This window comes from Derxia gummosa DSM 723 (genome assembly GCF_000482785.1).
Taxonomy (GTDB): domain Bacteria; phylum Pseudomonadota; class Gammaproteobacteria; order Burkholderiales; family Burkholderiaceae_E; genus Derxia; species Derxia gummosa.
In genome coordinates, this window is record NZ_KI519499.1 from 275,730 (window position 1) to 295,841 (window position 20,112).

At 72.1% G+C, this 20,112-nt stretch carries 22 protein-coding genes; 3 read left to right on the forward strand and 19 right to left on the reverse strand.

Going from position 1 to position 20,112, the window contains the following annotated elements; translation table 11 throughout:
* Positions 1 to 17: 17 nt before the first annotated feature.
* From hemH to hrcA, 3 genes are all read right to left on the reverse strand, one after another.
* The gene (gene hemH, locus H566_RS0118625) at positions 18 to 1,127 is read right to left on the reverse strand and encodes a ferrochelatase (protein ID WP_028312625.1); all 1,110 of its coding nucleotides are present in this window, start codon (positions 1,125 to 1,127) and stop codon (positions 18 to 20) included.
* A gap of 61 nt (positions 1,128 to 1,188) precedes the next feature.
* Positions 1,189 to 1,746 carry a nuclear transport factor 2-like protein gene (locus tag H566_RS27715; protein WP_051378985.1) on the reverse strand — a complete coding sequence of 186 codons (558 nt, stop codon included), beginning with the start codon at positions 1,744 to 1,746 and terminating at the stop codon, positions 1,189 to 1,191.
* 13 nt (positions 1,747 to 1,759) lie between these two features.
* Complete coding sequence (gene hrcA, locus H566_RS0118635; RefSeq protein ID WP_034412204.1) at positions 1,760 to 2,815, reverse strand: heat-inducible transcriptional repressor HrcA; 1,056 nt, start codon at positions 2,813 to 2,815, stop codon at positions 1,760 to 1,762.
* Positions 2,816 to 2,998: 183 nt separating this feature from the next.
* Between hrcA and H566_RS26290 the strand changes: the two genes are divergently transcribed.
* The 3 genes from H566_RS26290 to H566_RS0118650 all read left to right on the forward strand — a co-directional run bounded on the left by H566_RS26290 (position 2,999) and on the right by H566_RS0118650 (position 6,237).
* Positions 2,999 to 4,048, forward strand: coding sequence for an NAD kinase (locus H566_RS26290; RefSeq protein ID WP_084545274.1), 1,050 nt, complete (start codon positions 2,999 to 3,001; stop codon positions 4,046 to 4,048).
* Between the two features lie 22 nt (positions 4,049 to 4,070).
* Positions 4,071 to 5,726 carry a DNA repair protein RecN gene (gene recN, locus H566_RS0118645; RefSeq protein ID WP_028312627.1) on the forward strand — a complete coding sequence of 552 codons (1,656 nt, stop codon included), beginning with the start codon at positions 4,071 to 4,073 and terminating at the stop codon, positions 5,724 to 5,726.
* Positions 5,727 to 5,790: 64 nt separating this feature from the next.
* Positions 5,791 to 6,237, forward strand: coding sequence for a hypothetical protein (locus H566_RS0118650; protein WP_028312628.1), 447 nt, complete (start codon positions 5,791 to 5,793; stop codon positions 6,235 to 6,237).
* Here H566_RS0118650 and H566_RS27720 read toward each other — a convergent pair.
* The 16 genes from H566_RS27720 to H566_RS0118730 form a co-directional block, all read right to left on the reverse strand.
* Entirely contained in the window at positions 6,194 to 6,757 is a 564-nt protein-coding gene (locus H566_RS27720) for a 4'-phosphopantetheinyl transferase family protein (RefSeq protein ID WP_169732555.1), read from the reverse strand. The genes H566_RS0118650 and H566_RS27720 overlap by 44 nt on opposite strands.
* An 82-nt stretch (positions 6,758 to 6,839) precedes the next feature.
* A complete protein-coding gene (locus tag H566_RS0118660) occupies positions 6,840 to 7,511 on the reverse strand; it encodes a hypothetical protein (RefSeq protein WP_028312629.1) in 672 nt (223 codons plus the stop codon).
* 118 nt (positions 7,512 to 7,629) lie between these two features.
* A complete protein-coding gene (locus tag H566_RS0118665) occupies positions 7,630 to 8,913 on the reverse strand; it encodes a hypothetical protein (protein ID WP_156924496.1) in 1,284 nt (427 codons plus the stop codon).
* On the reverse strand, positions 8,910 to 9,743 hold the full coding sequence (locus tag H566_RS0118670; protein WP_169732556.1) for an outer membrane lipoprotein-sorting protein: 834 nt from the start codon (positions 9,741 to 9,743) through the stop codon (positions 8,910 to 8,912). Before H566_RS0118670 ends, H566_RS0118665 begins: the two co-directional genes overlap by 4 nt.
* 19 nt (positions 9,744 to 9,762) lie before the next feature.
* A complete protein-coding gene (locus tag H566_RS0118675) occupies positions 9,763 to 10,989 on the reverse strand; it encodes an ABC transporter permease (RefSeq protein ID WP_034412206.1) in 1,227 nt (408 codons plus the stop codon).
* A gap of 27 nt (positions 10,990 to 11,016) precedes the next feature.
* Complete coding sequence (locus H566_RS26300) at positions 11,017 to 11,733, reverse strand: ABC transporter ATP-binding protein (protein WP_051378987.1); 717 nt, start codon at positions 11,731 to 11,733, stop codon at positions 11,017 to 11,019.
* A gap of 11 nt (positions 11,734 to 11,744) precedes the next feature.
* Positions 11,745 to 12,404: an SDR family oxidoreductase gene (locus H566_RS0118685; protein WP_169732557.1), complete on the reverse strand. Its 660-nt coding sequence runs from the start codon at positions 12,402 to 12,404 to the stop codon at positions 11,745 to 11,747.
* Positions 12,405 to 12,409: 5 nt separating this feature from the next.
* Entirely contained in the window at positions 12,410 to 13,249 is an 840-nt protein-coding gene (locus H566_RS26305; protein WP_051378988.1) for an SDR family NAD(P)-dependent oxidoreductase, read from the reverse strand.
* Positions 13,246 to 13,905, reverse strand: coding sequence for a hypothetical protein (locus tag H566_RS0118695; protein WP_028312634.1), 660 nt, complete (start codon positions 13,903 to 13,905; stop codon positions 13,246 to 13,248). The genes H566_RS26305 and H566_RS0118695 overlap by 4 nt, the downstream gene beginning before the upstream one ends.
* A 29-nt stretch (positions 13,906 to 13,934) precedes the next feature.
* Positions 13,935 to 15,440 carry an FAD-dependent oxidoreductase gene (locus H566_RS0118700; protein WP_028312635.1) on the reverse strand — a complete coding sequence of 502 codons (1,506 nt, stop codon included), beginning with the start codon at positions 15,438 to 15,440 and terminating at the stop codon, positions 13,935 to 13,937.
* A complete protein-coding gene (locus tag H566_RS0118705) occupies positions 15,440 to 15,784 on the reverse strand; it encodes an ApeI family dehydratase (protein ID WP_034412208.1) in 345 nt (114 codons plus the stop codon). The genes H566_RS0118700 and H566_RS0118705 overlap by 1 nt, the downstream gene beginning before the upstream one ends.
* 4 nt (positions 15,785 to 15,788) lie before the next feature.
* Positions 15,789 to 16,229 carry a hypothetical protein gene (locus H566_RS0118710; RefSeq protein ID WP_028312637.1) on the reverse strand — a complete coding sequence of 147 codons (441 nt, stop codon included), beginning with the start codon at positions 16,227 to 16,229 and terminating at the stop codon, positions 15,789 to 15,791.
* The gene (locus tag H566_RS0118715) at positions 16,226 to 17,413 is read right to left on the reverse strand and encodes a beta-ketoacyl synthase N-terminal-like domain-containing protein (RefSeq protein WP_028312638.1); all 1,188 of its coding nucleotides are present in this window, start codon (positions 17,411 to 17,413) and stop codon (positions 16,226 to 16,228) included. The genes H566_RS0118710 and H566_RS0118715 overlap by 4 nt, the downstream gene beginning before the upstream one ends.
* Entirely contained in the window at positions 17,406 to 18,161 is a 756-nt protein-coding gene (locus H566_RS0118720) for an MBL fold metallo-hydrolase (RefSeq protein WP_028312639.1), read from the reverse strand. Before H566_RS0118720 ends, H566_RS0118715 begins: the two co-directional genes overlap by 8 nt.
* Positions 18,154 to 18,897: a 3-oxoacyl-ACP reductase FabG gene (gene fabG, locus H566_RS0118725; protein WP_028312640.1), complete on the reverse strand. Its 744-nt coding sequence runs from the start codon at positions 18,895 to 18,897 to the stop codon at positions 18,154 to 18,156. The genes H566_RS0118720 and fabG overlap by 8 nt, the downstream gene beginning before the upstream one ends.
* Positions 18,884 to 20,107 carry a beta-ketoacyl-[acyl-carrier-protein] synthase family protein gene (locus H566_RS0118730; protein ID WP_034412231.1) on the reverse strand — a complete coding sequence of 408 codons (1,224 nt, stop codon included), beginning with the start codon at positions 20,105 to 20,107 and terminating at the stop codon, positions 18,884 to 18,886. Before H566_RS0118730 ends, fabG begins: the two co-directional genes overlap by 14 nt.
* Between the last annotated feature and the right edge of the window lie 5 nt (positions 20,108 to 20,112).

Below are 20,112 nucleotides of genomic sequence, written 5' to 3' on the forward strand. Positions count from 1 at the left end.
CGCCGTCCGGAACCGCGTCAGTCCGCCACCCGCTCGGCGCCCGCCGCGCGCGCCAGTTCGCGCGTCCGGCCGGCTTCGGCGTCACGCGCGGCGCGGTCGGCGCGCCGGTGCAACCAGCCCGCGCCGTGCTCCTCGCTGATCGTCGCGAGCGCATCGATCCATTCGGGCCGGTCGTTCAGACAGTCGATGTAGTTGAACTCGCGCCCGCCCGCGCCGAGGAAGGTCTGGCGGGCTTCGAGCGCGATTTCCTCCAGCGTTTCGAGGCAGTCGGAGGTGAAGCCGGGGCAGAACAGATCGACCCGGCCGACACCTTCACGCGCGAGCCTTTCGAGCGTCGGCGCGGTGTAGGGCTGAAGCCATTCGGCCTTGCCGAAACGCGACTGGAAGGTGACGAGCCAGCTCCCCTTCGCCAGCCCGAGCCGCTCGGCCACGAGGCGCGCGGTCTTGAGACATTCGCAGTGATAGGGGTCGCCTTTGAGCAGCGTGCGCTTGGGCACGCCGTGGAAGCTCATCACCAGCCGGTCGGGCTGGCCGTGCTGCTCGAAATGCGCACGCAGCCGGCCGGCGAGCGCATCGATGTAGGCCGGATGGTCGTGGTAGTGCTTGATGAAGCGCAGCTCGAACTGGTTGCGCAGCTTCTGCTGGAGCCGGCACACCTCGTCCACCGCCGTGGCGGTGGTGGACGCCGAGTACTGCGGATAGAGCGGCAGCACCAGCAGCCGCTCGACACCCCTGGCGCGCAGGTCGAGCAGCACCTTCTCGATGGACGGCTCGCCGTAGCGCATCGCCCAGGCCACTTCCACGTCGAGCCCGCGCTCGCCGAGCCAGCCGCGCAGCAGCGTGGCCTGGCGCTCGGTATGCACGCGCAGCGGCGAGCCTTCGGTGGTCCAGATGCTCGCGTACTTAGCGGCCGACTTCTTCGCGCGGATCGGCAGGATCACGCCGTAGAGGATGAGGTTCCACACCGCCTTCGGGATCTCGACCACGCGCGGATCGCCGAGGAATTGCGCGAGATAGGGACGCAGCGCGGCGGCGGTGGGCGCGGCCGGCGTGCCGAGGTTGACGAGCAGCACGGCGCTGCGCGCGGGCTGGCCGTGAACGGTGGTGGTGTCGTCGATGAAACGCATGGAGGCAATCGGGATGCCGCGCCGCCGAGGAGCGACGCGAGGGTTGTCTGGTGGCCGGCGCTCAGCCGCCGCGCGCGAGCCTTTCGCGCACCAGCCGTCGGATGCGCGAACGCAGGAAAGGGTTCCAGCCGCCGAACCAGCCGCGCGTGCCGAAGGCCATCTGGGCGCAGCCCCAGAGCGAGAACTGCTCGACCTCCTCGACGATGCGCGCTCCCTTGATGCGGAAGCGCCCGCGCAGGCGCTGGGTCACGATGCGGCCGGTCGGCTGCCAGGTGTAGCGCGCGATCCAGACCACCTCGCCGCCGCTGTCGTCGGCGCTCGTGACTGCGTACTGCACATGCAGGTCGCGCGCATCGTTGAGCGCCACACGCCAGAGCAGCCGCGCCTCGGCGGCGCTCAGGCCGCGCAGGCCGATGGCCGGGATGTCGACCCGTGCCGACTCGTCGTAGAACAGCCCGGCCGTCGTCGCCTCGCCCAGCGCGAGCGTGCTGAAGAACTGGTCGAGCAGCTTCGCGTTCGGATGCGGATGGATCTCGCTGTGCAGGATCGAACGCTCGTGGAGCCGGGCCGAGGGTTCGTTCCAGGCGGTGCCGCGCGGGCCGGCATTGGGCGCGATCAAGATGGCGTCACTTTCAGTGGGGGGACGAGAGCGCGTTGGTGAGCAGCTTGGCGGTGATGTCGACGATGGGCACGACGCGGTCGTAGGCCATGCGCGTCGGACCGATGACGCCGAGCGTGCCGACGATCTTGCCGTCGGCCTCGTAGGGCGCGGCGACGATGCTCATCGAATCGACCGGCACCAGCTCCGAATCGCCGCCGATGAAGATCTGCACACCCTCGGCCCGTACCGAGGTGTCGAGCAGCTGGAGCAGCGAGGTCTTCTGCTCGAACACCGCGAACAGGCGCTTGAGCGCATCCATGTCGTCGGTCAGGTCCTGCACGCCGAGCAGGTTGCGCTCGCCCGAGATCACGACGTTGTCACCGTCGTCCTTCATGGCGTCCTCGCCGGCATCGACGGCGCGCGTCATGAGCGTGGTCATGTCGTCGCGCAGCTGGCGCAGGTCGGTCTGGAGGCGGGCGCGGATCTCGTCGAAGCTGTGACCGGCGAAATGCACGTTGAGGAACTGCGCGGCCTCGGCCAGCTCGGGCGGGCTGTGATCGCGGTCAGTGAAGAGGATGCGGTTCTGCACGCCGCCGTCGGGCGTGACGATGATGAGCAGCACCCGCTTCTCGCCCAGCCGCAGGAACTCGATCTGCTGGAACACGGCGCTGCGGCGGGGCGCGATCACCACGCCCGCGAACTGGCTCAGGTTGCTGAGCACCTGAGCGGCGGTGGAGATGACGCGCTGCGGATCGCCGCGCTGGAGCTGGGTCTGGAGCTGGACGTCGATGGCATGGGCCGGAATGCGGTCGATCGGCTGCACCGTGAGCATCGAATCGACGAAGAGCCGGTAGCCGCGTGCAGTGGGTACCCGCCCCGCCGAGGTGTGCGGACTGGCGATGAAGCCCATGTCCTCCAGATCGGCCATCACGTTGCGGATCGTAGCCGGCGACAGCTCCAGCCCCGACAGCCGCGACAGCGCGCGCGAGCCGACCGGCTGGCCGTCGGCGATGTAGCGCTCGATGAGCGCCTTGAGCAGCGCCTGCGCCCGCTTGTCCAGCCCTGAATCCGGTCCGTTCGATTTCATGACGGAAATGATAAGCAACCGCCGCGCCGATGGGCGTCTCCGGTCATCGCCGCGAGTGTGTCAGCCGGCGCAACCGGGGCGTCGCGGCCTTCCGTTGCCTCTGGCGCATGTGTCACGCGAGCGCTCGCCCACCCTCGCGCGGGCGTCACGGAAGCCGCGAAACCCTGTGGTTTAATCGCCGCCATGCCGAAAAAGCCCGCCAACAAGCCCGTCCCGGCCGCCGATTCGGCCCAGCCCGCGACCGGCGCAGCGCCCCAGGTCCGTGGCGGCTTCCGCACCGCTGCCGTCATCGGCAAGTACGGCGGTGCCTGCATCGCCGAACCCATCCTCGCCCTCGCCGCCTACCTGCGTCAGCGCGGGCTGGCCGTGCTGTTCGACCCCGATACCGGCGCGACGCTCAAGGCCCCGGCGAGCGAAATCGCCGATGTGGCGCGCATGTCCGGCGAGGCCGACCTCGCCATCGTCGTCGGCGGCGACGGCACGATGCTCGGCATCGCGCGGCAGGTGGCGCGCGGCGGCGTGCCGGTGGTGGGCGTCAACCACGGCCGGCTCGGCTTCATGACCGACATCCCGCTGGCCGACACGATCACCGCCATCGGCGCCATCCTCGACGGCAATTTCAAGAGCGAGAACCGCCTGCTGCTCGAAGCCCGCGTGCAGCGCCGCAAGAGCGCGCGCGCCCGGCCCGAGACGCTGTTCGAGGCGATCGCGCTGAATGACGTGGTGATCGCGCGCGGTGGCATCTCGGGCATGGTCGAGGTGAGCGTGACGGTGGACGGCACCCACGCCTACACCCAGCGCGCCGACGGCCTCATCGTCGCGACGCCCACCGGCTCGACCGCCTATTCGCTGTCGGCCCACGGCCCGATCCTGCATCCCGAGCTGCACGGCCTCGTGATGGTGCCGATCGCGCCTCAGGCGCTGTCGAACCGGCCGATCGTGCTGCCGTCGCATGTCGAGATCGTCGTGACGCTCGACCGTGCCACGCAGCTCGACCACGACATCGAGATGCCGAACGTCAATCCGGCCTCGGCCAGCTTCGACATGCAGACCTTCACCGAGCTGCGCGAGGGCGACGAGATCGTCATCCGCCGCAGCCCGCACGGCGTCACCTTCCTGCATCCGCCCGGCTACAACTACTTCGGCGTGCTGCGCGAGAAGCTCCACTGGACGCGCATGCCTACCGGCGGCGCCGCCCGCAAGAGCCCGCGCCGCAAGACGCCCTCCCCCTGACCCGCCACCGCCGCCAGAAGCGATGCTCGTCCAGCTCAACATCCGCGATTTCGTCATCGTCCGTGAATGCCACATCGACTTCGGTGGCGGCTTCACCGTGTTTTCGGGCGAGACCGGCGCCGGCAAGTCCATCCTCATCGACGCCCTCGCCCTCGCCCTCGGCGCCAAGACCGACGCCGGCGTGGTGCGCGAAGGCGCGAGCCGCACCGACATCTCTGCCACCTTCGACACGCCGGCCGAGGCCGACGCCTGGCTCGCCGAGCATGAACTGGCGGCCGACCCGGGCACGGTGCTGCTGCGCCGCACGGTCGATGCGCAAGGCCGCAGCAAGGCCTGGATCAACGGCACGTCCGTCACCCAGGCCCAGCTGCGCGAATGCGGCAACTTCCTCGTGGACATCCACGGCCAGCACGCCCATCAGCTGCTGCTCAAGCCCTCGGCCCAGCGCGAGCTGCTCGACGCCCACGCCGGGCTGGAGCCGCAGGCGCGCGCTGTCGCCGAGGCCTGGCGCCACTGGCAGACCGTGCGCCGCCAGCGCGAGGAATTCGAGCGCGACGCGAGCCGCGTCGAGGTCGAGCGCGAGCGGCTGCAATGGCAGTTCGACGAGCTGAGCCGGCTCGCGCCGCGCGCGGGTGAATGGGACGAGGTTTCGGCCGAGCATCGCCGGCTGTCGCATGCGGCCAGCCTCATCGAGGGCGCCCAGGGCGCGAGCGCGGTGCTGGCCGACGAGGAAGGTGCGGCGCGCGACCTGATCGGGCAGGCACTCGGCAAGCTGCAACCGCTCGCCGCGATCGACCCGGCGCTGGCCAACGCGGTGCAGGCGCTGACCGATGCCGATTCGGCCATCGGCGACGCAGTCTCGACGCTGCATGCCTACCTCGCGCGCATCGATGTCGATCCGGCGCGGCTGGCCGAGCTGGATGCGCGCATGGACGCGCTGCATTCCACGGCGCGCAAGTACCGGGTCAAGCCCGAGGAGCTGCCGGCCGAGTTCGAGCGCATCGAGGCGCGGCTCAGGGAAATGGGCGAGTCCGCCGACGCCGAGGCGCTCGCGCGCCGCGAGGCCGAGGCACTCGCCGCCTTCGTCAAGCCGGCGCGCGCGCTCGGCGCGGCGCGGCGCAAGGCCGGCGAACTGCTGTCGCGCGAGGTGAGCGAGGCGATGCAGACGCTGGCGATGGTCGGCGGCAGCTTCGATGTGCGCTTCGCCGAGCGCGCCGAGGCCGAGGGCACGTCGCACGGGCTGGAGGACGTCGAGTTCTATGTGAGCGGCCATGCCGGCGTCGCGCTGCGGCCGCTCGCCAAGGTGGCCTCGGGCGGCGAGCTGGCGCGCATCAGCCTCGCGATCGCGGCCATCGCCACCGGCGCGACGGCGCCGCCCACGCTCATCTTCGACGAGGTCGATACCGGCATCGGCGGCGCGGTGGCCGAGGTGGTGGGCAAGCTGCTGCAAGGCCTGGGCACCCAGCGCCAGGTGCTGTGCGTGACGCATCTGCCCCAGGTCGCGGCCAAGGGCGATACCCATTTCGCGGTCGCCAAGGCCACGCACGAGGGCCAGACCGTGTCGCAGGTGACGCCGCTCGATGCGCATGCGCGCGTCGAGGAGATCGCCCGCATGCTGGGCGGCGTCGAGATCACGCCGGCCACGCGCCGCGCGGCGCGGGAGCTGATCGCGCGCTGACCGCCTTCTCCGCACGCGCCTTGTCGGGAGGCGCGCCGTCAACCTCCAACAGGCCAAGTCCAACATGAAGAAAGTCCTGCTCGTCCTCGTCGCACTCGTGGTGCTCGCCGCCGGCTGGCTGTGGGTGGCGACACACTGGAGCTATTCGAGCGGCGAGCGCGCCGGCTGGGTGCAGAAGTTCTCGCGCAAGGGCTGGGTCTGCAAGACCTGGGAGGGCGAGCTGTCGATGGTGGCGATGCCGGGCACCGTGCCCGAGAAGTTCGAGTTCACCGTGCTCGACGACGAGATCGCCCGCAGGATCAACGGCGCCATGGGCCGCCGCGTGACGCTGCATTACGAGCAGCGCGTGGGCCTGCCGGGCAGCTGCTTCGGCGATACGCGCTACTACGTGAGCGAGGTGCAGGTGTTCGAGGAGCTGCCGCTCGGCACCGGCGGCGCGCGTCTGCCCGCCAATCCCGAGGGTCAGGTCATGGCGCCCAACGCGGCACCGGGCGCCGCGCCGGCGCGGTGATCCCGGCGCGCATGGCCTCGGGCCACCCGAGCCGGACCGCATCCACCACGGCAGGCCGCCGTGACCGGCTCGCCAGCGCCCCGGCCAGCCCCGCCACCGCCAACCGCCGCAACCTCGGCCGCGCTGCCGCATCGCAGCCCGCCGGCCGCGCCGGATCGACCTCCACCGCAAACCCGGCAAGCCCCGCACCGAGCCCGCCGCCGTCGAGCTTCAGCACCGCTTCCTTCTGCGTCCAGATGCCGAGAAAGACCGCCTCGCGCCGCGCGGCCCCGACACCGGCAATCGCCGCCTGTTCGCGCGGATGCAGCCAGGGCTGATCGGCCGCGACGCGACGCCCGCGCGGCCGTTCGATGTCGATGCCGACCGGCCCCGCCACGCTCGCCGCGACCGCATAGCCGCCGCGCGTGTCCGACGCCGACAGCCACACCCGGCCCCTCCCCGGCACCCGCGCAATCGGCGCGCCCGAGGCCGCGCGCCCGAGCCTCACCCGGCGCGCATCGACGCCGAGCAGCTCGGCCACCACCGCGCGCTTGAGCGCGTCGCGCCGTCGCGCCGGCAGCCGTTGCGGCCCGCCGCGCCAGTGCCAGACGCGCGCGAGCGTGTCAGGCGCCACCGAGCAGGTCGCGCTCGGCCTTGATGAGCCGGCGCGTCGCTTCGGTCGGCGCCGACTGCTCGGCCGCGGCGAGCAGCTCGCGCGCCTTGCCGACATTGCCCGAGACGCGCTCGATCTTGGCGCTGGTGACCGCGTACTGGGCGGCCACGTCGCCGGTCAGCATGCCGGGCTGCTTTGCGCGCTGCGCCTCGATCGCGTCGCGGGTGGCGCGCGCCTTGTCGAGCGAGCCGAACATGTTGACCTCGGCACCGGTGTTCATCTGCACCATCTGCACGACGAAATCGTCGGGCGCGGCGGCGAGCGCGGCATTCACGTCGCCGAGGCAGTCGTGCACCAGCCAGAGCTTGTCGAAGCCCATGAGCCAGGGGCCGCGCCGACCGGCCTTCTTGCATTCGTTGGCGGCGTGCCAGGCCTGGGCCTGGGGGTTCTTCGGCATGGCCTCGACCGCCTGGGTCAGCAGCGGATCGGCCTCGTCGATCTGGTTGTGCAGGAACAGCAGGCTGCCGAGCGCGAGCTTGGCCTCGGGATCGTCGATGGCCTTGAGTTCGGTGAGCGAGGCCTTCTCGTCGGCGGTGTAGTCCACCGGCGGAAAGTGCTGGGCGCAGGCGGAAAGCAGGCCGGCGGCGGCGAGCAGGGCGATGCGGGCGCTGAGGGTCTTCATGATGGTTGTCCTCGTGGTCGGTGGGCTGGAGCGGACGGGGCCGCGGGGAAGAACGGAAATCGGCGCGGTTGACCGACCTGCGCCGGCCGGGCGCGGAAATCGGTGATGAACGCGGCCCTCAGAAATCGGCGATGAGCGCGGCCTCGACGCGCTGGCGCACCGGGATCAGGCGCGCCTCCGAATCGGCGTCGCCGCGATACAGCTCGACGCCGGCCTGCACCCGCAGCGCGGGCGTGATCGCGCGGCGCAGCAGCAGGCCCCAGACGGTGGCGCCGTCGGCGAGGCCGGTGCGCGCATAGGCATGCAGGTCGGTGCGCGCGAACAGCTCGTCGCGCGCGACGCGCACGAACAGGTAGTCGCGCCGCATCCGGCCCGCGAGCCGGGTCGTGTCCTTGAGAAAGCCCTGGGCGGCGGCGCCGAAGGCCGGGTCGTCGAGCCGCTCGCGGCTGGAGGCGATGCCGGCGCGCAGCGCGTCGAACTCGCCGCGCGACAGGCCGTTGCCGTCGTGGAAGAACTCGACGATCAGGTTGGTCGAATCGGCAAACGTGTACTGGCCGCCGACCAGCCCCGACAGCGTCGCGACCGGGCGCGGCGCGAAATCGAGCACCGCGAGCGGCGCCTGCGCCGGCCCGAGATCCACCGCCCGCACCGACGGCGCGCGGCGGCGCGAGCGCAGGCCCAGTTCGGCATGCAGTTCGAGCTGGTCGCCGGGCGCGGCCGAGGCCGACAGGCCGCCGAAGCTCTCGCCGTCGCCGGCCGCCGCGAAGGCGGTGATGTCGGCGCCGTCGAACATCGCCTGGTAGCGCAGCACGGCGCGGTTCTCGCGGCGCTCCTGGCGGTCGAGCAGTCGGTCGGTCTGGCGCAGCTGGGCGACCGTCAGCGCGAGCAGGTCCTGGCCGAAGGCGAACTCGATGCTCGCGAAGGGATCGCCGTCGCGCCGGTAGGCGAGCGCGCGGCTGGTGTTGTTGGCCTGCACGTCGGTGAGCGGATTGGCCGGGTTCCACGAATAGCCCGAGCCCCAGCGGAAGGCGCCGATGCCCGCCGAGAGGTTGACGCTGCTGCCCGCCTGCCAGCTCGCGCTCGCCTCGGGCAGGTAGCCGTGGCTGACGGTCTCGCCGCGCAGCCAGTCGCGGCGGGCCTGGAGCCAGCCGTCGGCGGTGAGCACGAGGTCGCCGGCGGCGTGGCGCGCGTTCACGTGCAGGGCCGGGCCGGCCTCGCCCCGGCGCGCATCGACGAGGCCGGGATTGGCCGGCGCGTCGGCGCGGGCGGGCGAGGCGCTGACGGCCAGCTCGGCGCTGGCGCGCCAGTCGGTGGCGGCGTCATCGGCGCGCGCGTCGGCGGCGGCAAGCGCCAGCGCCAGCGCCGCCACGGCCGACCGCCGCCGCGCCGGGCCTGCCCTCATCGCAGCCGCCCCAGATAGGCGACGGTGAAGTGCGACTCCGGCAGCTCGCCCACCTTGAAGTTGCGGTACTTCATCACCGTGCGCCGGCCCGGGTTGAGCGGGTTGGCGATCTCCAGCTCGACGAGCTGGGCCTTGCCCGCGCCCGCGACCTTCTCGAAGCGGGTGTAGCGCGCGGTCTTGATGAGCTTGCCCGAGGGGCCGAAGAACTCGGCGCGCACCGGCTGGGCGTTGTCGGCGCGCACCCAGAGGTGGACGCGGCTGTAGGTGGCGAGCGTGCCGGGCTTCGCGTCGAGTTGGAGCTTGTGGCAGTCGATGCCGTCGGCCGCCTCGCTGGCGAGCAGGCTCGGCGCGTAGTCGCCGCTGAAGTCGGTGCTGGCCACGTCGCCGTTGGACGCCTCGCCCACCAGCCGCTGCTGCGGCGTGATGCGGATGGGCTTGCTCGCGCCCGGCGACGAGAACCACAGGTTGTTGCGCTCCATGAGCAGCGCCTTGCCGCGCTCCGACACCGGCGCGTCGTACATGACGAGCGAGGTGTGCGAGTCCAGCACCTCGACCTTCATCTCGAAGCTCTTGTCGCCGTCGTCGGCGTCGAAGCTCGTGAGCGCGAGGTCGAAGGAAAAGGCCTTGCCGCGGAAGTTGCGGTAGTCGTCGGCGCGGGCGAGCAGCGCCTCGGCGTCGGGCGCGGCGGCGCCAGCAGCGGCCATGAGGGCGCTGCCGCTCGCGGCCATCGGGCTGCCGGCGGCGGCCATCACGGGATTGCCGGCCGCGAAGGCGCGCGGGCCGAGTGCGAGGCCGGCGAGCGCGGCCGCGAGGAAGTTGCGTCGTTGCATGGGATTCACCTGCTCGGGATCAGACATGGCGCAGCGCATCCACCACCGGCCGGCGCGCGGCGCCCATGGCGGGGAAGAGCGTTGCGAAGAAGGCGATGACCAGCACGCCGCAGGCCGCGAGGGCCCACAGCGGCGGCACCTGGGCGATGCGCAGCGGATAGCCGCGCGAGGAGCCGGGCGGGGGCGGCATCATGATCTGGAGGCCCGACACCACTTCCGACACGCCGACCGCCACCACCACGCCGACGGCGCTGCCGATCAGGCCGAGCAGCAGCGCCTCGACCACGAACTGCTTCACCACGCCCTCGCGGCGGGTGCCGAGCGCGCGCAGCGTGCCGATCTCGGCGGTGCGCTCCATGACGGCGATCATCATCGTGTTGGCGATGCTGAACAGCACCACCAGCGCGATCACCGCGACCACGAAGGCGAAGAAGCCGTCGTACAGGTCCACCACCTTGCGGTAGAAGGTCGCCAGCTCGAACCAGCTTTTCGTTTCCACCTTCAGGCCGGCCGCCTCCAGTCGCGGCGTCAGCCAGGCGACGGTCTCGTCGAGCTTCGTGGTGTCGTCGATGAGCAGCACGACGTTGTCGACATCGCCGGTGGACAGCAGGCGCTGCGCGAGCGGCAGGCCGACCATCGCGGCGCGGTCGTCGTATTCCTTGGCGAAGGAGCGGAACACGCCGGCCACGCGCACGTCGAGCGCGTTCATCATCCCGCCCGCCGTCGTGCCCATGAGGGTGAGCGTGTCGCCCACCTTCACGCCGAGCGCCTGGGCCAGGCCCTCGCCGAGCAGCACGCCGTCTTCCTCCGACGAGTCGAGATCGTTGCCGTCGATGATGGCGAGCGCCGAGTTGATGAGGCCCTCGTTGTCGGGATCGACGCCGCGCACGATCGCGGCCTCGCTGAGCTTGTCGCTGCCGAGCAGCGCGGTGAATTCGAGCCGGCGCGCCGCCACGGCAAAGTGCGGCGCCTGGGCCAGCAGCGTCTCGATGCGGCCGGCGTCCTCGGGCGAGAGCCGGTAGCGCTCGGGCTGCTGGCGGTGGTTGGCCTCGTAGCCGGCGCGGAACAGTTGCAGATGGCCGTACTGGCTGCGGATGACCGACTCGCGCAGGCCCTCATAGTTGGCCTGGACGAAGCCGCCGAAGGCGATGATGCCGACCAGGCCGGTCACGATCGCCAGCAGGGTCACGAGGGAGCGGCGGCGGTGCCGGAGGATGTTCCGCCAGCCAACCTTGATGAAGAACATGGTGAATCTCCGTGGGGAATGCGGTGGTCAGGCGAGCGCGATCGCGCGGTCGTCGGCCTGGGCCGGGGCGGTGGCGGAACGCCGGTCATGCTCGACGCGGCCGTCGCGCATCGTCACCACGCGCGGCGCGCCGGCGAGCAGCTCGGGGTCGTGCGAGCAGATGACGAGGGTCGAACCGCGCTCGCTTGCAAGCCTGTGCATCAGCGCCATCACCTGGGTGCCGGTGTCGCTGTCGAGGTTGGCCGTGGGCTCGTCGGCGATGAGCAGACGCGGCTCGTGCACCAGGCCGCGCGCGATCGCCACGCGCTGGCGCTGGCCGCCCGAGAGCTGGTTGGGGTACTTGCGCGCATGCTCGGCGAGGCCGACTTCCTCCAGCACCCGCTTCACGCGCGCCGCGCGGTCACGCTCGCGCAGCAGCAGCAGCGGGTACTCGACGTTCTCGGCCACCGTCAGCACCGGCATCAGGTTGAAGTTCTGGAACACGAAGCCGATGTGGCGGGCGCGGAAGTCGGCCAGCTGCGGATCGGGCACCGAGGCGGTGTCGAAGCCGTCGATGCGCACGCTGCCCCGCGACGGCAGGTCGAGCCCGCCCACCAGATGCAGCAGCGTGCTCTTGCCGCTGCCCGACTTGCCGCCGATGAACACGCATTCGCCGTCGGCGATGCCCAGGTTCACGCCGCGCAGCGCCGACACGGTGAGGTCGCCGAGCGCGTATTCCTTGTGCAGGTCTTCAACTTCGATCATGGCGCTGGCCTTCAGATGATCAGGCCGTCCGCCGCGTGCAGCAGCTGGCCCGTGAGTGCATGGCGTCCGCCGACGAGGTGGACGATGTTCTGTGCGAGCTGATCGACGCCCACGGGGCGCCCGAGCTTCATGAGGCCGAACAGTTCCTGCTCGGCCGGCGCCAGCGGCTGCACCACGCCGAACTCCGGCACGCTCGCATGGCAGACCGCGTTGACGTTGATGGCCTGGCGGCCGAACTCCTTGGCCAGGCAGCGCACCGCGCCGAGCAGCGCGCCGGCGACGCTCGCCTCCACCGCCCTGCCCTGGCGCCCGCACACGCCGGCGATGTCGCACACCACGACGATCTCGCCGCCGTCGCCGCGCGACATCGCATGCGCGGCGGCGCGCGCCGCCGCCGTGAAGTCCACGGTCGCCGCAACCACGGTCTCGACCAGGTCGGCGCCCTCGGCCGGCTCGGGCGCCAGATAGACCAGCGCATCCAGCCCGCCGAGCGCCGCCTGGGCCGCGTCGGCCGCGACCCGCGCGCGCTTGGACGCACGCTTGCCCACCGGCGGCGCGCTGTCGAGATGGAAGTCGGGCCGGCGCTCGTCGCGCCGCGCGAAGGCCGCCGCGAGGCTCTGGCCGCTCATGGCCGGCGCGCGCAGCCAGACCTTTCTTGCAAGGGTTTGCACGGCGCTCACCATGTGATGAGCCCTCCACTCACGTTCACCACCGCGCCGGTCACGAAGGCCGCGTCGCCCAGCGCCAGGAAGCGCACCGCGCCGGCCACGTCCTGCGGCGTGCAATTGCGCGCCAGCGGCGTGTTGGCGAGCAGTACCGAGCGCACCTTGGCCTTCATGAGGTCGGCAAGGCCGCCCTCCGTCACCTGGGGCGCGACGATGTTCACGCGCAGGCCCGAGTCGGCCACCTCGCGCGCCAGCGACTTGCAATAGCTGATGACCGCCGCCTTGGCCGCGCCGTAGGCCACGCGCATCGGCTGGCCGACCAGCCCCGTCACCGAGGACACGACCACGATCGCGCCGCCGCCGGCCTCGCCGCGCAGCGCGCGGAAGGCTTCGGCCGCGTTCACCACCGGCGCGAGGTTGTCGCGCATGCATTCGGCCATGTCGTCGTCATCGACGAGGGCGAGCGGGCCGTCCTTGGCGCTGCCCACGGCGAGCACCAGCACGTCGAGCCCGCCGAGCGCGGCGGCGGCCTCGCTCAGGCAGCGCCCGGCGGCCTCGGCGTCGCGCAGATCGGCGCCGACCAGCGCCGGCGCCGCGCAACCCTCGGCCACGAGGCCGGCCGCGAGCCGCTCGGCGGCCGAGCGCGAGCGGTTGAAATGCAGCGCCACCTTCGCGCCGTCACGCGCGAAGCGCTCGGCGATCGCCTGGCCGAGTCCGCCGCTCGCGCCGCACACCAGCACGCGCGCATTCGCGGGCGTGAGGCTCGCGGTCGGCTCCTGCGACCGCGCGCGGCGGCGCGTCAGCGGGCCCCAGTCGCCGAGGCGGGCCAGAAGGCTGCCGACGCCGCTCATTTCGTGTCCTCGACGATCTTCTGCGCGCGCTTCGCCTTCTCGCGCGCGTCGTCCACCAATTCCTTCGGGCAGGTTTGCGCGGCGCAGAGCGCGACATAGCGGTTGAAGTCCTCGACCGCGAACCGGGTGCGCTTGAGGAAAGGCGGCAGCTCGAGGCTGTTGTTGCCCCGGATGAGCCGCAGGATCGGCAGCTCGGGCGCCTGGTCGATCGCCTTGTCCATCTGGCGCGTGCCGAGCTTGACCCAGAAGGTCTGCTTGCCCGGATCGGTCTCGAACAGCGCCTTCATCGTGGTGACGCTGCCGAGCCAGCCGGCGATCTCGCGGTCGTCGGGCGCGAGGCCGGCGGCCTGCTTGAGATAGCGCTCGGCCTGCTCGACGCGCTCGCGCTCGGGTTCGGTGCGGCTGATCTGGTGCAGCAGGATGCCGGCCGAGCGCAGCGCGTCGAGATCGTCGGGCGACTTGCGCAGCGTGGCCAGATAGCCTTCGAGCGCGGCCTTGGACTGGGCCTGGCCGAGGTTGGCGATGTCGCGGGCGGCGGTGGTGGCGGCCGCGCCGACGGGGGCGGCGGGCGCGGCCAGCGCGGCGAGCGGCAGGCCGCAGCTCAGCGCGAACAGCGCAACGCGGCCGTGGCGGCGGAGGGCGAGGGAAAGATTCATGGTCGGTTCCGGTTAAGGCGGGTGTGCGGTCAGGCCAGCAGCGCGGCGGTCTCGGCCTCGGCTTCCATGCCGGTCCAGACCGCCGAGTACAGGCCGGTCAGGCCGAAGGAATCGCTGTGGGCGAAGACGACGCGGCCGAAGCTCTCCTTGGCCGCGTCGAGGGTCGAATCCATGCCGGGGCCGAGGGTGAGCATCGGATGGCCCCAGCGGTGCAGCGTCATGTCGGCGATGCGGCCGCGCGTTTCGGGCAGCACGGCGGCAAGGTCAGCGGCGATGCGCTCGGCCAGGTCGCGCGCCGCGGCGACATAGAGCGCCGAGCGGCCGGCCACGCGCGGGAACGGGCTGTACACGGTGAGCACGCCGCCGCCGTCATGGCGCGCATTGCCGGGCAGGTTGTCGGGCGCGACGATGTAGCGCGCGAGCCGGCCCGGCGCGGTGGTCTCGAAGGGCGCGTCGATGCGCCGGGTCAGGCTCACCTGGGTCACGAGATAGGCGTTGTAGGCGAAGCCGCCGTACACGCCGGGGCGCGCCGCATCCAGGCCATCGACGATGCGGCGCGCGTACAGCTTGGGCACGCCGAGCACGACGGCGTCGGCGGCGATGCTGCGGCGCCGGCCGTCGGCGCCGATGCCGGTCACCCACACCGCCTCGCCACGCTGCGCGACGCGGGTGACGGTAAAGCCGCAGCGCAGGCTGGCGCCGGGCTGGCGGCCGAGCCGGTCGAGCAGCGCCTCGGTCACGGCGGCGTGGCCACCGGCCATCGTGTATGCGGGTGCAAGCGTTTGCGAGAGCAGGTAGTTGCCGATCCAGGCCGAGAGCTTCTCGCCGCTGTCGGCGACGCGCGCGGCCACCACGTCATCGAGCAGGGCGCGCGTGGCGGGCGCATAGCCCTGGGTGGCGTAGTCGTCCCAGAGCGTGACGCGGTCGAGCGCGAGCATCGCCGGGCCGTTCTCGGCACGCACGATGCGCAGGCCGCGCTCGGGGTCGAGCATGCCGCGCAGCCGGTCGGTGGCGCGGGCGAGGTCGCGCGCGGCGTCGGCGGGCAGACCGAGCCGGCCGAGCCCGGCGCCGAACGGGTCGCGCACCAGCCGGCCGGCCGCATGCGTCGCATGGTCGGCCGGCGCGAGCGCATGGAAGCGCACGCCCAGATCGGCGAAGAACTCGCCGAAGGGCGCGACCGGCCCCTGGTTGAGGAAGGCGCCGAGCGCGACGCGGCAGCCCGCGATCTCGCCGGCGCGCGAATTGCCGCCGGCCACCGGCTCCTTCTCCAGCACCAGCACGTCGCGCGGCGCGAGCCGCGTGGCGGCGGTGAGCGCCGAGATGCCGCCGCCCACCACCACGACCTCATGCTTCTCGTCGGGTTCGGGCTGCTCGCCGGGGCCTTCGTCGCGCACGCGGTGCGTGACGTCGAAACGGTCAGTCGCGGCAAACCGGGCCGGGGGCAGCACGCCGAGCGCGCGGCCGCTGGCCGACATCGGCAGCCAGCAACCGGCGGCGCCCGCCATGAGGCCCGCGACGAAGCGGCGGCGGTCCATCAGCGCGCCTCCGCCACGATCAGGTCGCCGCGCGCCAGCGCCGCGCCGTCGGCGCCGAACCACTTGCAGCGCAGGCGCAGGCGGTCGTCGCCGTCGGGCTTCGCATCGAACTCGACGCGCACTTCGGCCGGCGGCAGCACCGGTGCGCTGAAGCGCAGGCGGCGGATTGCTACCAGCACGAGCGGACGGCCGGCGGCCCCGGCGGCGGCATCGACCGCGAAGCGCAGCAGCAGCACGCCGGGCAGGATGGGCTGGCCCGGAAAATGGCCGGCGAACACCGGCTCGTCGGCCGCGACGGCGCGCAGAGCAGGCGCGACCGGCGGGTGGATTGCAAGCGTTGTCATCGCCTCACCCGTTGAAGACCTGGAGCTGGCCGCGGGCAACCTGCGCCCCGCCCTGCTCGGCGCTGAAGCGCGCCACATGCACCGGACCGGAGGTCTGCTCCAGCGCCACTTCCAGCTCGAAGGGCGCGCCGCCGTCGAGCGCGGCCGGGCCGAACTCGACCTCGTCGAAGCCGAGCAGCAGATGGCGCCCTTCGGCGCCGGCCGCCGCGCCGCCCTCGGGTGGGCAGGCGCCGATCACAATGCCGAAGGTCTGGGCGGCGGCTTCGAGCAGCAGTTCATGCGCGAGCGCCGGCTGGGCCAGCGCGCCGAAGATGCGCGCGTTGGCGTCGAGCCGGATCAGCGCGCGACCCGAGCGCGTGGCCGGATCGGCCTCGACCTCGGTCGGCAGCAGGATGGGCGCGCGATGCGGCAGCAGCGCCTCGATCGCGGTGCGGTCGAGCTTCATGCCGGCGCTCCGACCACGATCGACACCGCGCTCGCGCCGATGCCCGCGCCCTGATGCAGCACGCGGCGCGCCGGACGGCTGCCGGCGCGCGCCAGCAGCGGCGCGACTTCGGGCAGCGCGTCGGCGGCATCGCGCGCCGGCAGGCGGCCGCGTTCCATGCAGCGCAGCGCGAGACCCAGGCGCAGCACGCCCGACGAGGCGAATTCGCCGAGATGGCCCTTGAGCGCCACGAGTTCATGACGCTCGGCGTCGAGCAGGCCGGCCCAGGCCGAGGCTTCGCCCTGGTCGAGCGAAGGCGTGCCACTCGCGGCGCTCGACACCCAGTCGATGTCGCCGATGGCGATGCCGGCGCGGTCGAGCGCGGCCGACACGCTGCGGCGCACCGCCGGGCCAAGCTCGCCGTGGCCGAACACGCTGTCGGCACCGGCGTACTGGCCGATGCCTTCGATGCGGCCGAGCACGCGGGCGCCGCGCGCGGCGGCGGCAGCGGCGGTTTCGAGTACCAGCGCGCCCGCGCCTTCCGACGGCAGGCAGCCGGCGGCGCCGCGCGAGAACGGCAGCGCGCCGTCATCGTCGCGGCGGCCAAGGCCCATCTCGGCAAAGCCGCGCAGCAGCGGCGCCGGCAGGTCGTCGGCGCCGATCACCACCACGCGCTCGCACATGCCCTGGCGCAGCAGCATCCAGCCGTACATCAGCGCGTATTCGCCCGACTGGTCCACGCCCACGAGCGTGGAATTGGGGCCGTCGAGCGCCAGCTCGATCGCCACCATGCCGGCGGTCGCGTTGTAGACGGTGTTGGGAAAGTGGATCGGCGTGAGGCCGGTGATGCCCTCGGCCAGATAGGCCTTGTGATGCTCGACCACGCTCGCGAAGCCCGAGAAGCCCGTGCCCACGATGACGCCGCAGTTGCGCTTGTGGGCCTCGTCGGCCACGCCGGCATCGGCCAGCGCCATCTGCGCGGCGGCGATCGCATAGGTGTTGACCGCGTCCATGCGGCGCACCTTCTTGCGGTTGATGTAGTCGGTGGCTGCAAACCCTTGCACGGCGGCGGCCGGCACGTTGCTGCCTTCGCGCGGCACGGCCGTGGCGGCCTGGCCGGCGTCCATCGCGGCGAGCGCGGCGGCGCTGTCGCTGCCGAGCGCGCCCACCATGCCGAAGCCGGTGATGACGATGCTGTCATCCATGGAGAAGTCCTTCCGTTGTCTCGATGAGTCGGGCCGAGCGCGGCTCGAACCAGGGGCCGTGACCGGGCACGACGCAGTCATGGCCGGCGAGCGATTCGCGCGCGGCCAGCAGCAGGTCGTGGCGCCAGTACACGAGGTGATGGGCGACGTCGGCGGCGAGCGCGTCGTCGAGCGACAGCAGCGCATCGCCGGCGATGGCGGTGCGGCCGTGGGCGGTGAGGCAGTCGAGGCCGATCTGGCCCGGCGCATGGCCTTCGAGGTCGATGACGCGCAGGTTCGGCGTCAGCGCCTCGCCGGGCACGACGGTGCGCAGCCGGCCGGCGAAGCTGGCGTTGGCGAAGTCGTAGCGGCGGTCATGCGCGAGCCGCACGAACTGGCGCCGGAACACCGGCGCCAGATGCTCGTACTCGCGCGCCAGGAAGGCCTCGACGCCCTCGCCGTCATCGCGCGCGGCGATGAAGCGGGCAAAGAACTCCAGCTCGCGCGCCGACACCGCCACCGTGGTGCGCGGGCCGTAGCCCAGATCGTCGTAATGATCGAAATGCAGGTGGGTGAAGAAGACGATGTCGATGTCGTCCAGCCCGATCCCGGCCGTGGCACGCAGGGCGGCGTCGAGCGCCGCGCGGTGGCCGCTGAAATGGCCCGGATCGACGAGCACCGTGGTGCCCGCGTCGTCGAGCAGCACGCAGCCGCAGCGCAGCGTGAGCCGCGTGCCGATGCCGACCGGCCGGATGCGGACCTCAGACACCGAGGCCCCCGTCGATCGCGAGCGTCTGGCCGGTCATGTAGCCGTTGTCGGCCGAGGCGAGAAAGCGCACCAGCGCCGCCACCTCGTCCACCTTGCCGACGCGGCCGAGCGGGATGGCCTTGGTCATCTCGGCCAGCTGCTTCGGGTTCATCTCGGTCAGCATCTCGGTCTCGATGAAGCCCGGCGCGACCGCGTTGACCTGCACCTTGTAGCGGCCCAGTTCCTTGGCCAGCGCGCGGGTCATCGCGATCACGCCGCCCTTCGAGGCCGCGTAGTTGGCCTGGCCCGGCGTGCCGATGAGGCCGCTGATCGAGACCATGTTGATGACCTTGCCGCGACGGCCGCGGATCATGCCCTTCACGAAGGCGCGGGTGGTCAGGAACACGCCGCGCAGGTTGGTGTCGAGCACCTCGTCCCATTGCGCGTCGGACATCATCGCCAGCAGGCCGTCGCGCAGCACGCCGGCGTTGTTGACGAGCACGTCCACCTGCTCGAAGCGCGCCTCGACTTCCTGCGCCATGCGATCGACATCGGCGCCGCTGGCCACGTCGCCCTGGAGCAGCTCGGCGCTGCCGCCGGCGGCGCGGATTTCGGCCACGACCTCCTCGGCCTTGCCCATGCTGGACTTGAAGTTGACCAGCACGTGATGGCCCGCCGCGCCGAGCGCGAGAGCCACGCCGCGGCCGATGCCGCGCGACGCGCCGGTGACGAGGGCGACGGAATCAGGCCGCGACATCGAAAGCCTCCGGACGGGCAAGGATGAGAGAGGTGTTGTTGCCGCCGAAGGCGAGCGAGTTCTTCATGGCGACATCGAGCCGCGCGTTGCGCGCGACGTTGGGCACCACGTCGAGGTCGCAGTCGGGATCGGCTTCCTCGAAGTTGAGCGTGGGCGGCAGGAACTGGCCCATGAGGCCGAGCACCGTGGCGACCGCCTCGATCGCGCCGGCCGCCGACAGCGTGTGGCCGATCATCGGCTTGATGGAGCTGACCGCGAGCCGGTCGGCCGCCGCGCCGAACACGCGGCGGATGGCGGCGGTTTCCGACTTGTCATTCAGCGAGGTGCCGGTGCCGTGGGCATTGATGTAGCCGATGCGCTCGGCGGCGAGGCCGCTCTTGCGCAGCGCGAGCTGCATCGCGCGGGCCATGCCGTCGCCTTCGGGATGGGGCGCGGTGATGTGGCTCGCGTCGGAGGTGATGCCGTAGCCGGCGAGCACCGCCAGCGGCTTGACGCCGCGCGCCAGCGCATGGCCGGCGCGTTCGAGGATGAGCACGCCCGCGCCCTCGCCCAGCACGATGCCGTCGCGACGGCGGTCGAAGGGGCGGTTGCGGCCGGTGGCCAGCGCGCCGAGCGCGTTGAAGCCGGTGAAGGTCACATGCGACAGCGACTCGGTGCCGCCCGCGACCATCACGTCGGCGAAGCCGCATTCGATGAAGTCGGCGGCCAGGCCCACGGCGGTCGCGCCCGAGGAGCAGGCGGTCATGATGCTGGTGCGCGGGCCGTGCAGGCCCCAGTGCCGGGCGACGGCGGTGCCGGCGCTGTCCGGGTTCATCGGCAGCAGCGACGACGGGCGACCGACGCGGCCCTGCATCGCGGCATCGACATAGCACTCGGTCACGTTCACGCCGCCGCCGCTGCCGAACACCACGCCGACGCGGTCGCGGTCGATGCCGTCGAGCGCGGCCTGCTGCCAGGCCTCGACGGTGGCCGTGAGCGCGTACTGGTCGGCCCGCGACAGCCGGCGGCGCTCGAAGTCGGTCAGCTCTGCCGCGGGCTCGAAGGGATCGACGATGCCCACGAGCTGCGAGCGCGCGCCCTCGGTGTGATGCCAGGTGTTGTGGCGGATGCCCGAGCTGCCCGACCGCAGCGACAGCTCGAAGCGGGTGATGTCCTGCCCGGCCGGGCTGACCACGCCCAGACCGGTGATGACGACGGCGTTGCGATTCACTGCCC

Bases quoted from the DNA above. Each gene is read 5' to 3' on its own strand.
- H566_RS0118665 (WP_156924496.1), bottom strand. From the start codon at position 8,913: ATGAGGGCAGGCCCGGCGCGGCGGCGGTCGGCCGTGGCGGCGCTGGCG.
- fabG (WP_028312640.1), bottom strand. From the start codon at position 18,897: ATGTCGCGGCCTGATTCCGTCGCCCTCGTCACCGGCGCGTCGCGCGGC.
- H566_RS0118710 (WP_028312637.1), bottom strand. From the start codon at position 16,229: ATGAAGCTCGACCGCACCGCGATCGAGGCGCTGCTGCCGCATCGCGCG.
- H566_RS26290 (WP_084545274.1), top strand. From the start codon at position 2,999: ATGCCGAAAAAGCCCGCCAACAAGCCCGTCCCGGCCGCCGATTCGGCC.
- hemH (WP_028312625.1), bottom strand. From the start codon at position 1,127: ATGCGTTTCATCGACGACACCACCACCGTTCACGGCCAGCCCGCGCGC.
- recN (WP_028312627.1), top strand. From the start codon at position 4,071: ATGCTCGTCCAGCTCAACATCCGCGATTTCGTCATCGTCCGTGAATGC.
- H566_RS0118660 (WP_028312629.1), bottom strand. From the start codon at position 7,511: ATGAAGACCCTCAGCGCCCGCATCGCCCTGCTCGCCGCCGCCGGCCTG.
- H566_RS0118705 (WP_034412208.1), bottom strand. From the start codon at position 15,784: ATGACAACGCTTGCAATCCACCCGCCGGTCGCGCCTGCTCTGCGCGCC.
- H566_RS0118670 (WP_169732556.1), bottom strand. From the start codon at position 9,743: ATGCAACGACGCAACTTCCTCGCGGCCGCGCTCGCCGGCCTCGCACTC.
- H566_RS0118700 (WP_028312635.1), bottom strand. From the start codon at position 15,440: ATGGACCGCCGCCGCTTCGTCGCGGGCCTCATGGCGGGCGCCGCCGGT.
- H566_RS0118715 (WP_028312638.1), bottom strand. From the start codon at position 17,413: ATGGATGACAGCATCGTCATCACCGGCTTCGGCATGGTGGGCGCGCTC.
- H566_RS26300 (WP_051378987.1), bottom strand. From the start codon at position 11,733: ATGATCGAAGTTGAAGACCTGCACAAGGAATACGCGCTCGGCGACCTC.
- H566_RS0118675 (WP_034412206.1), bottom strand. From the start codon at position 10,989: ATGTTCTTCATCAAGGTTGGCTGGCGGAACATCCTCCGGCACCGCCGC.
- H566_RS26305 (WP_051378988.1), bottom strand. From the start codon at position 13,249: ATGAGCGGCGTCGGCAGCCTTCTGGCCCGCCTCGGCGACTGGGGCCCG.
- H566_RS0118695 (WP_028312634.1), bottom strand. From the start codon at position 13,905: ATGAATCTTTCCCTCGCCCTCCGCCGCCACGGCCGCGTTGCGCTGTTC.
- H566_RS0118650 (WP_028312628.1), top strand. From the start codon at position 5,791: ATGAAGAAAGTCCTGCTCGTCCTCGTCGCACTCGTGGTGCTCGCCGCC.
- hrcA (WP_034412204.1), bottom strand. From the start codon at position 2,815: ATGAAATCGAACGGACCGGATTCAGGGCTGGACAAGCGGGCGCAGGCG.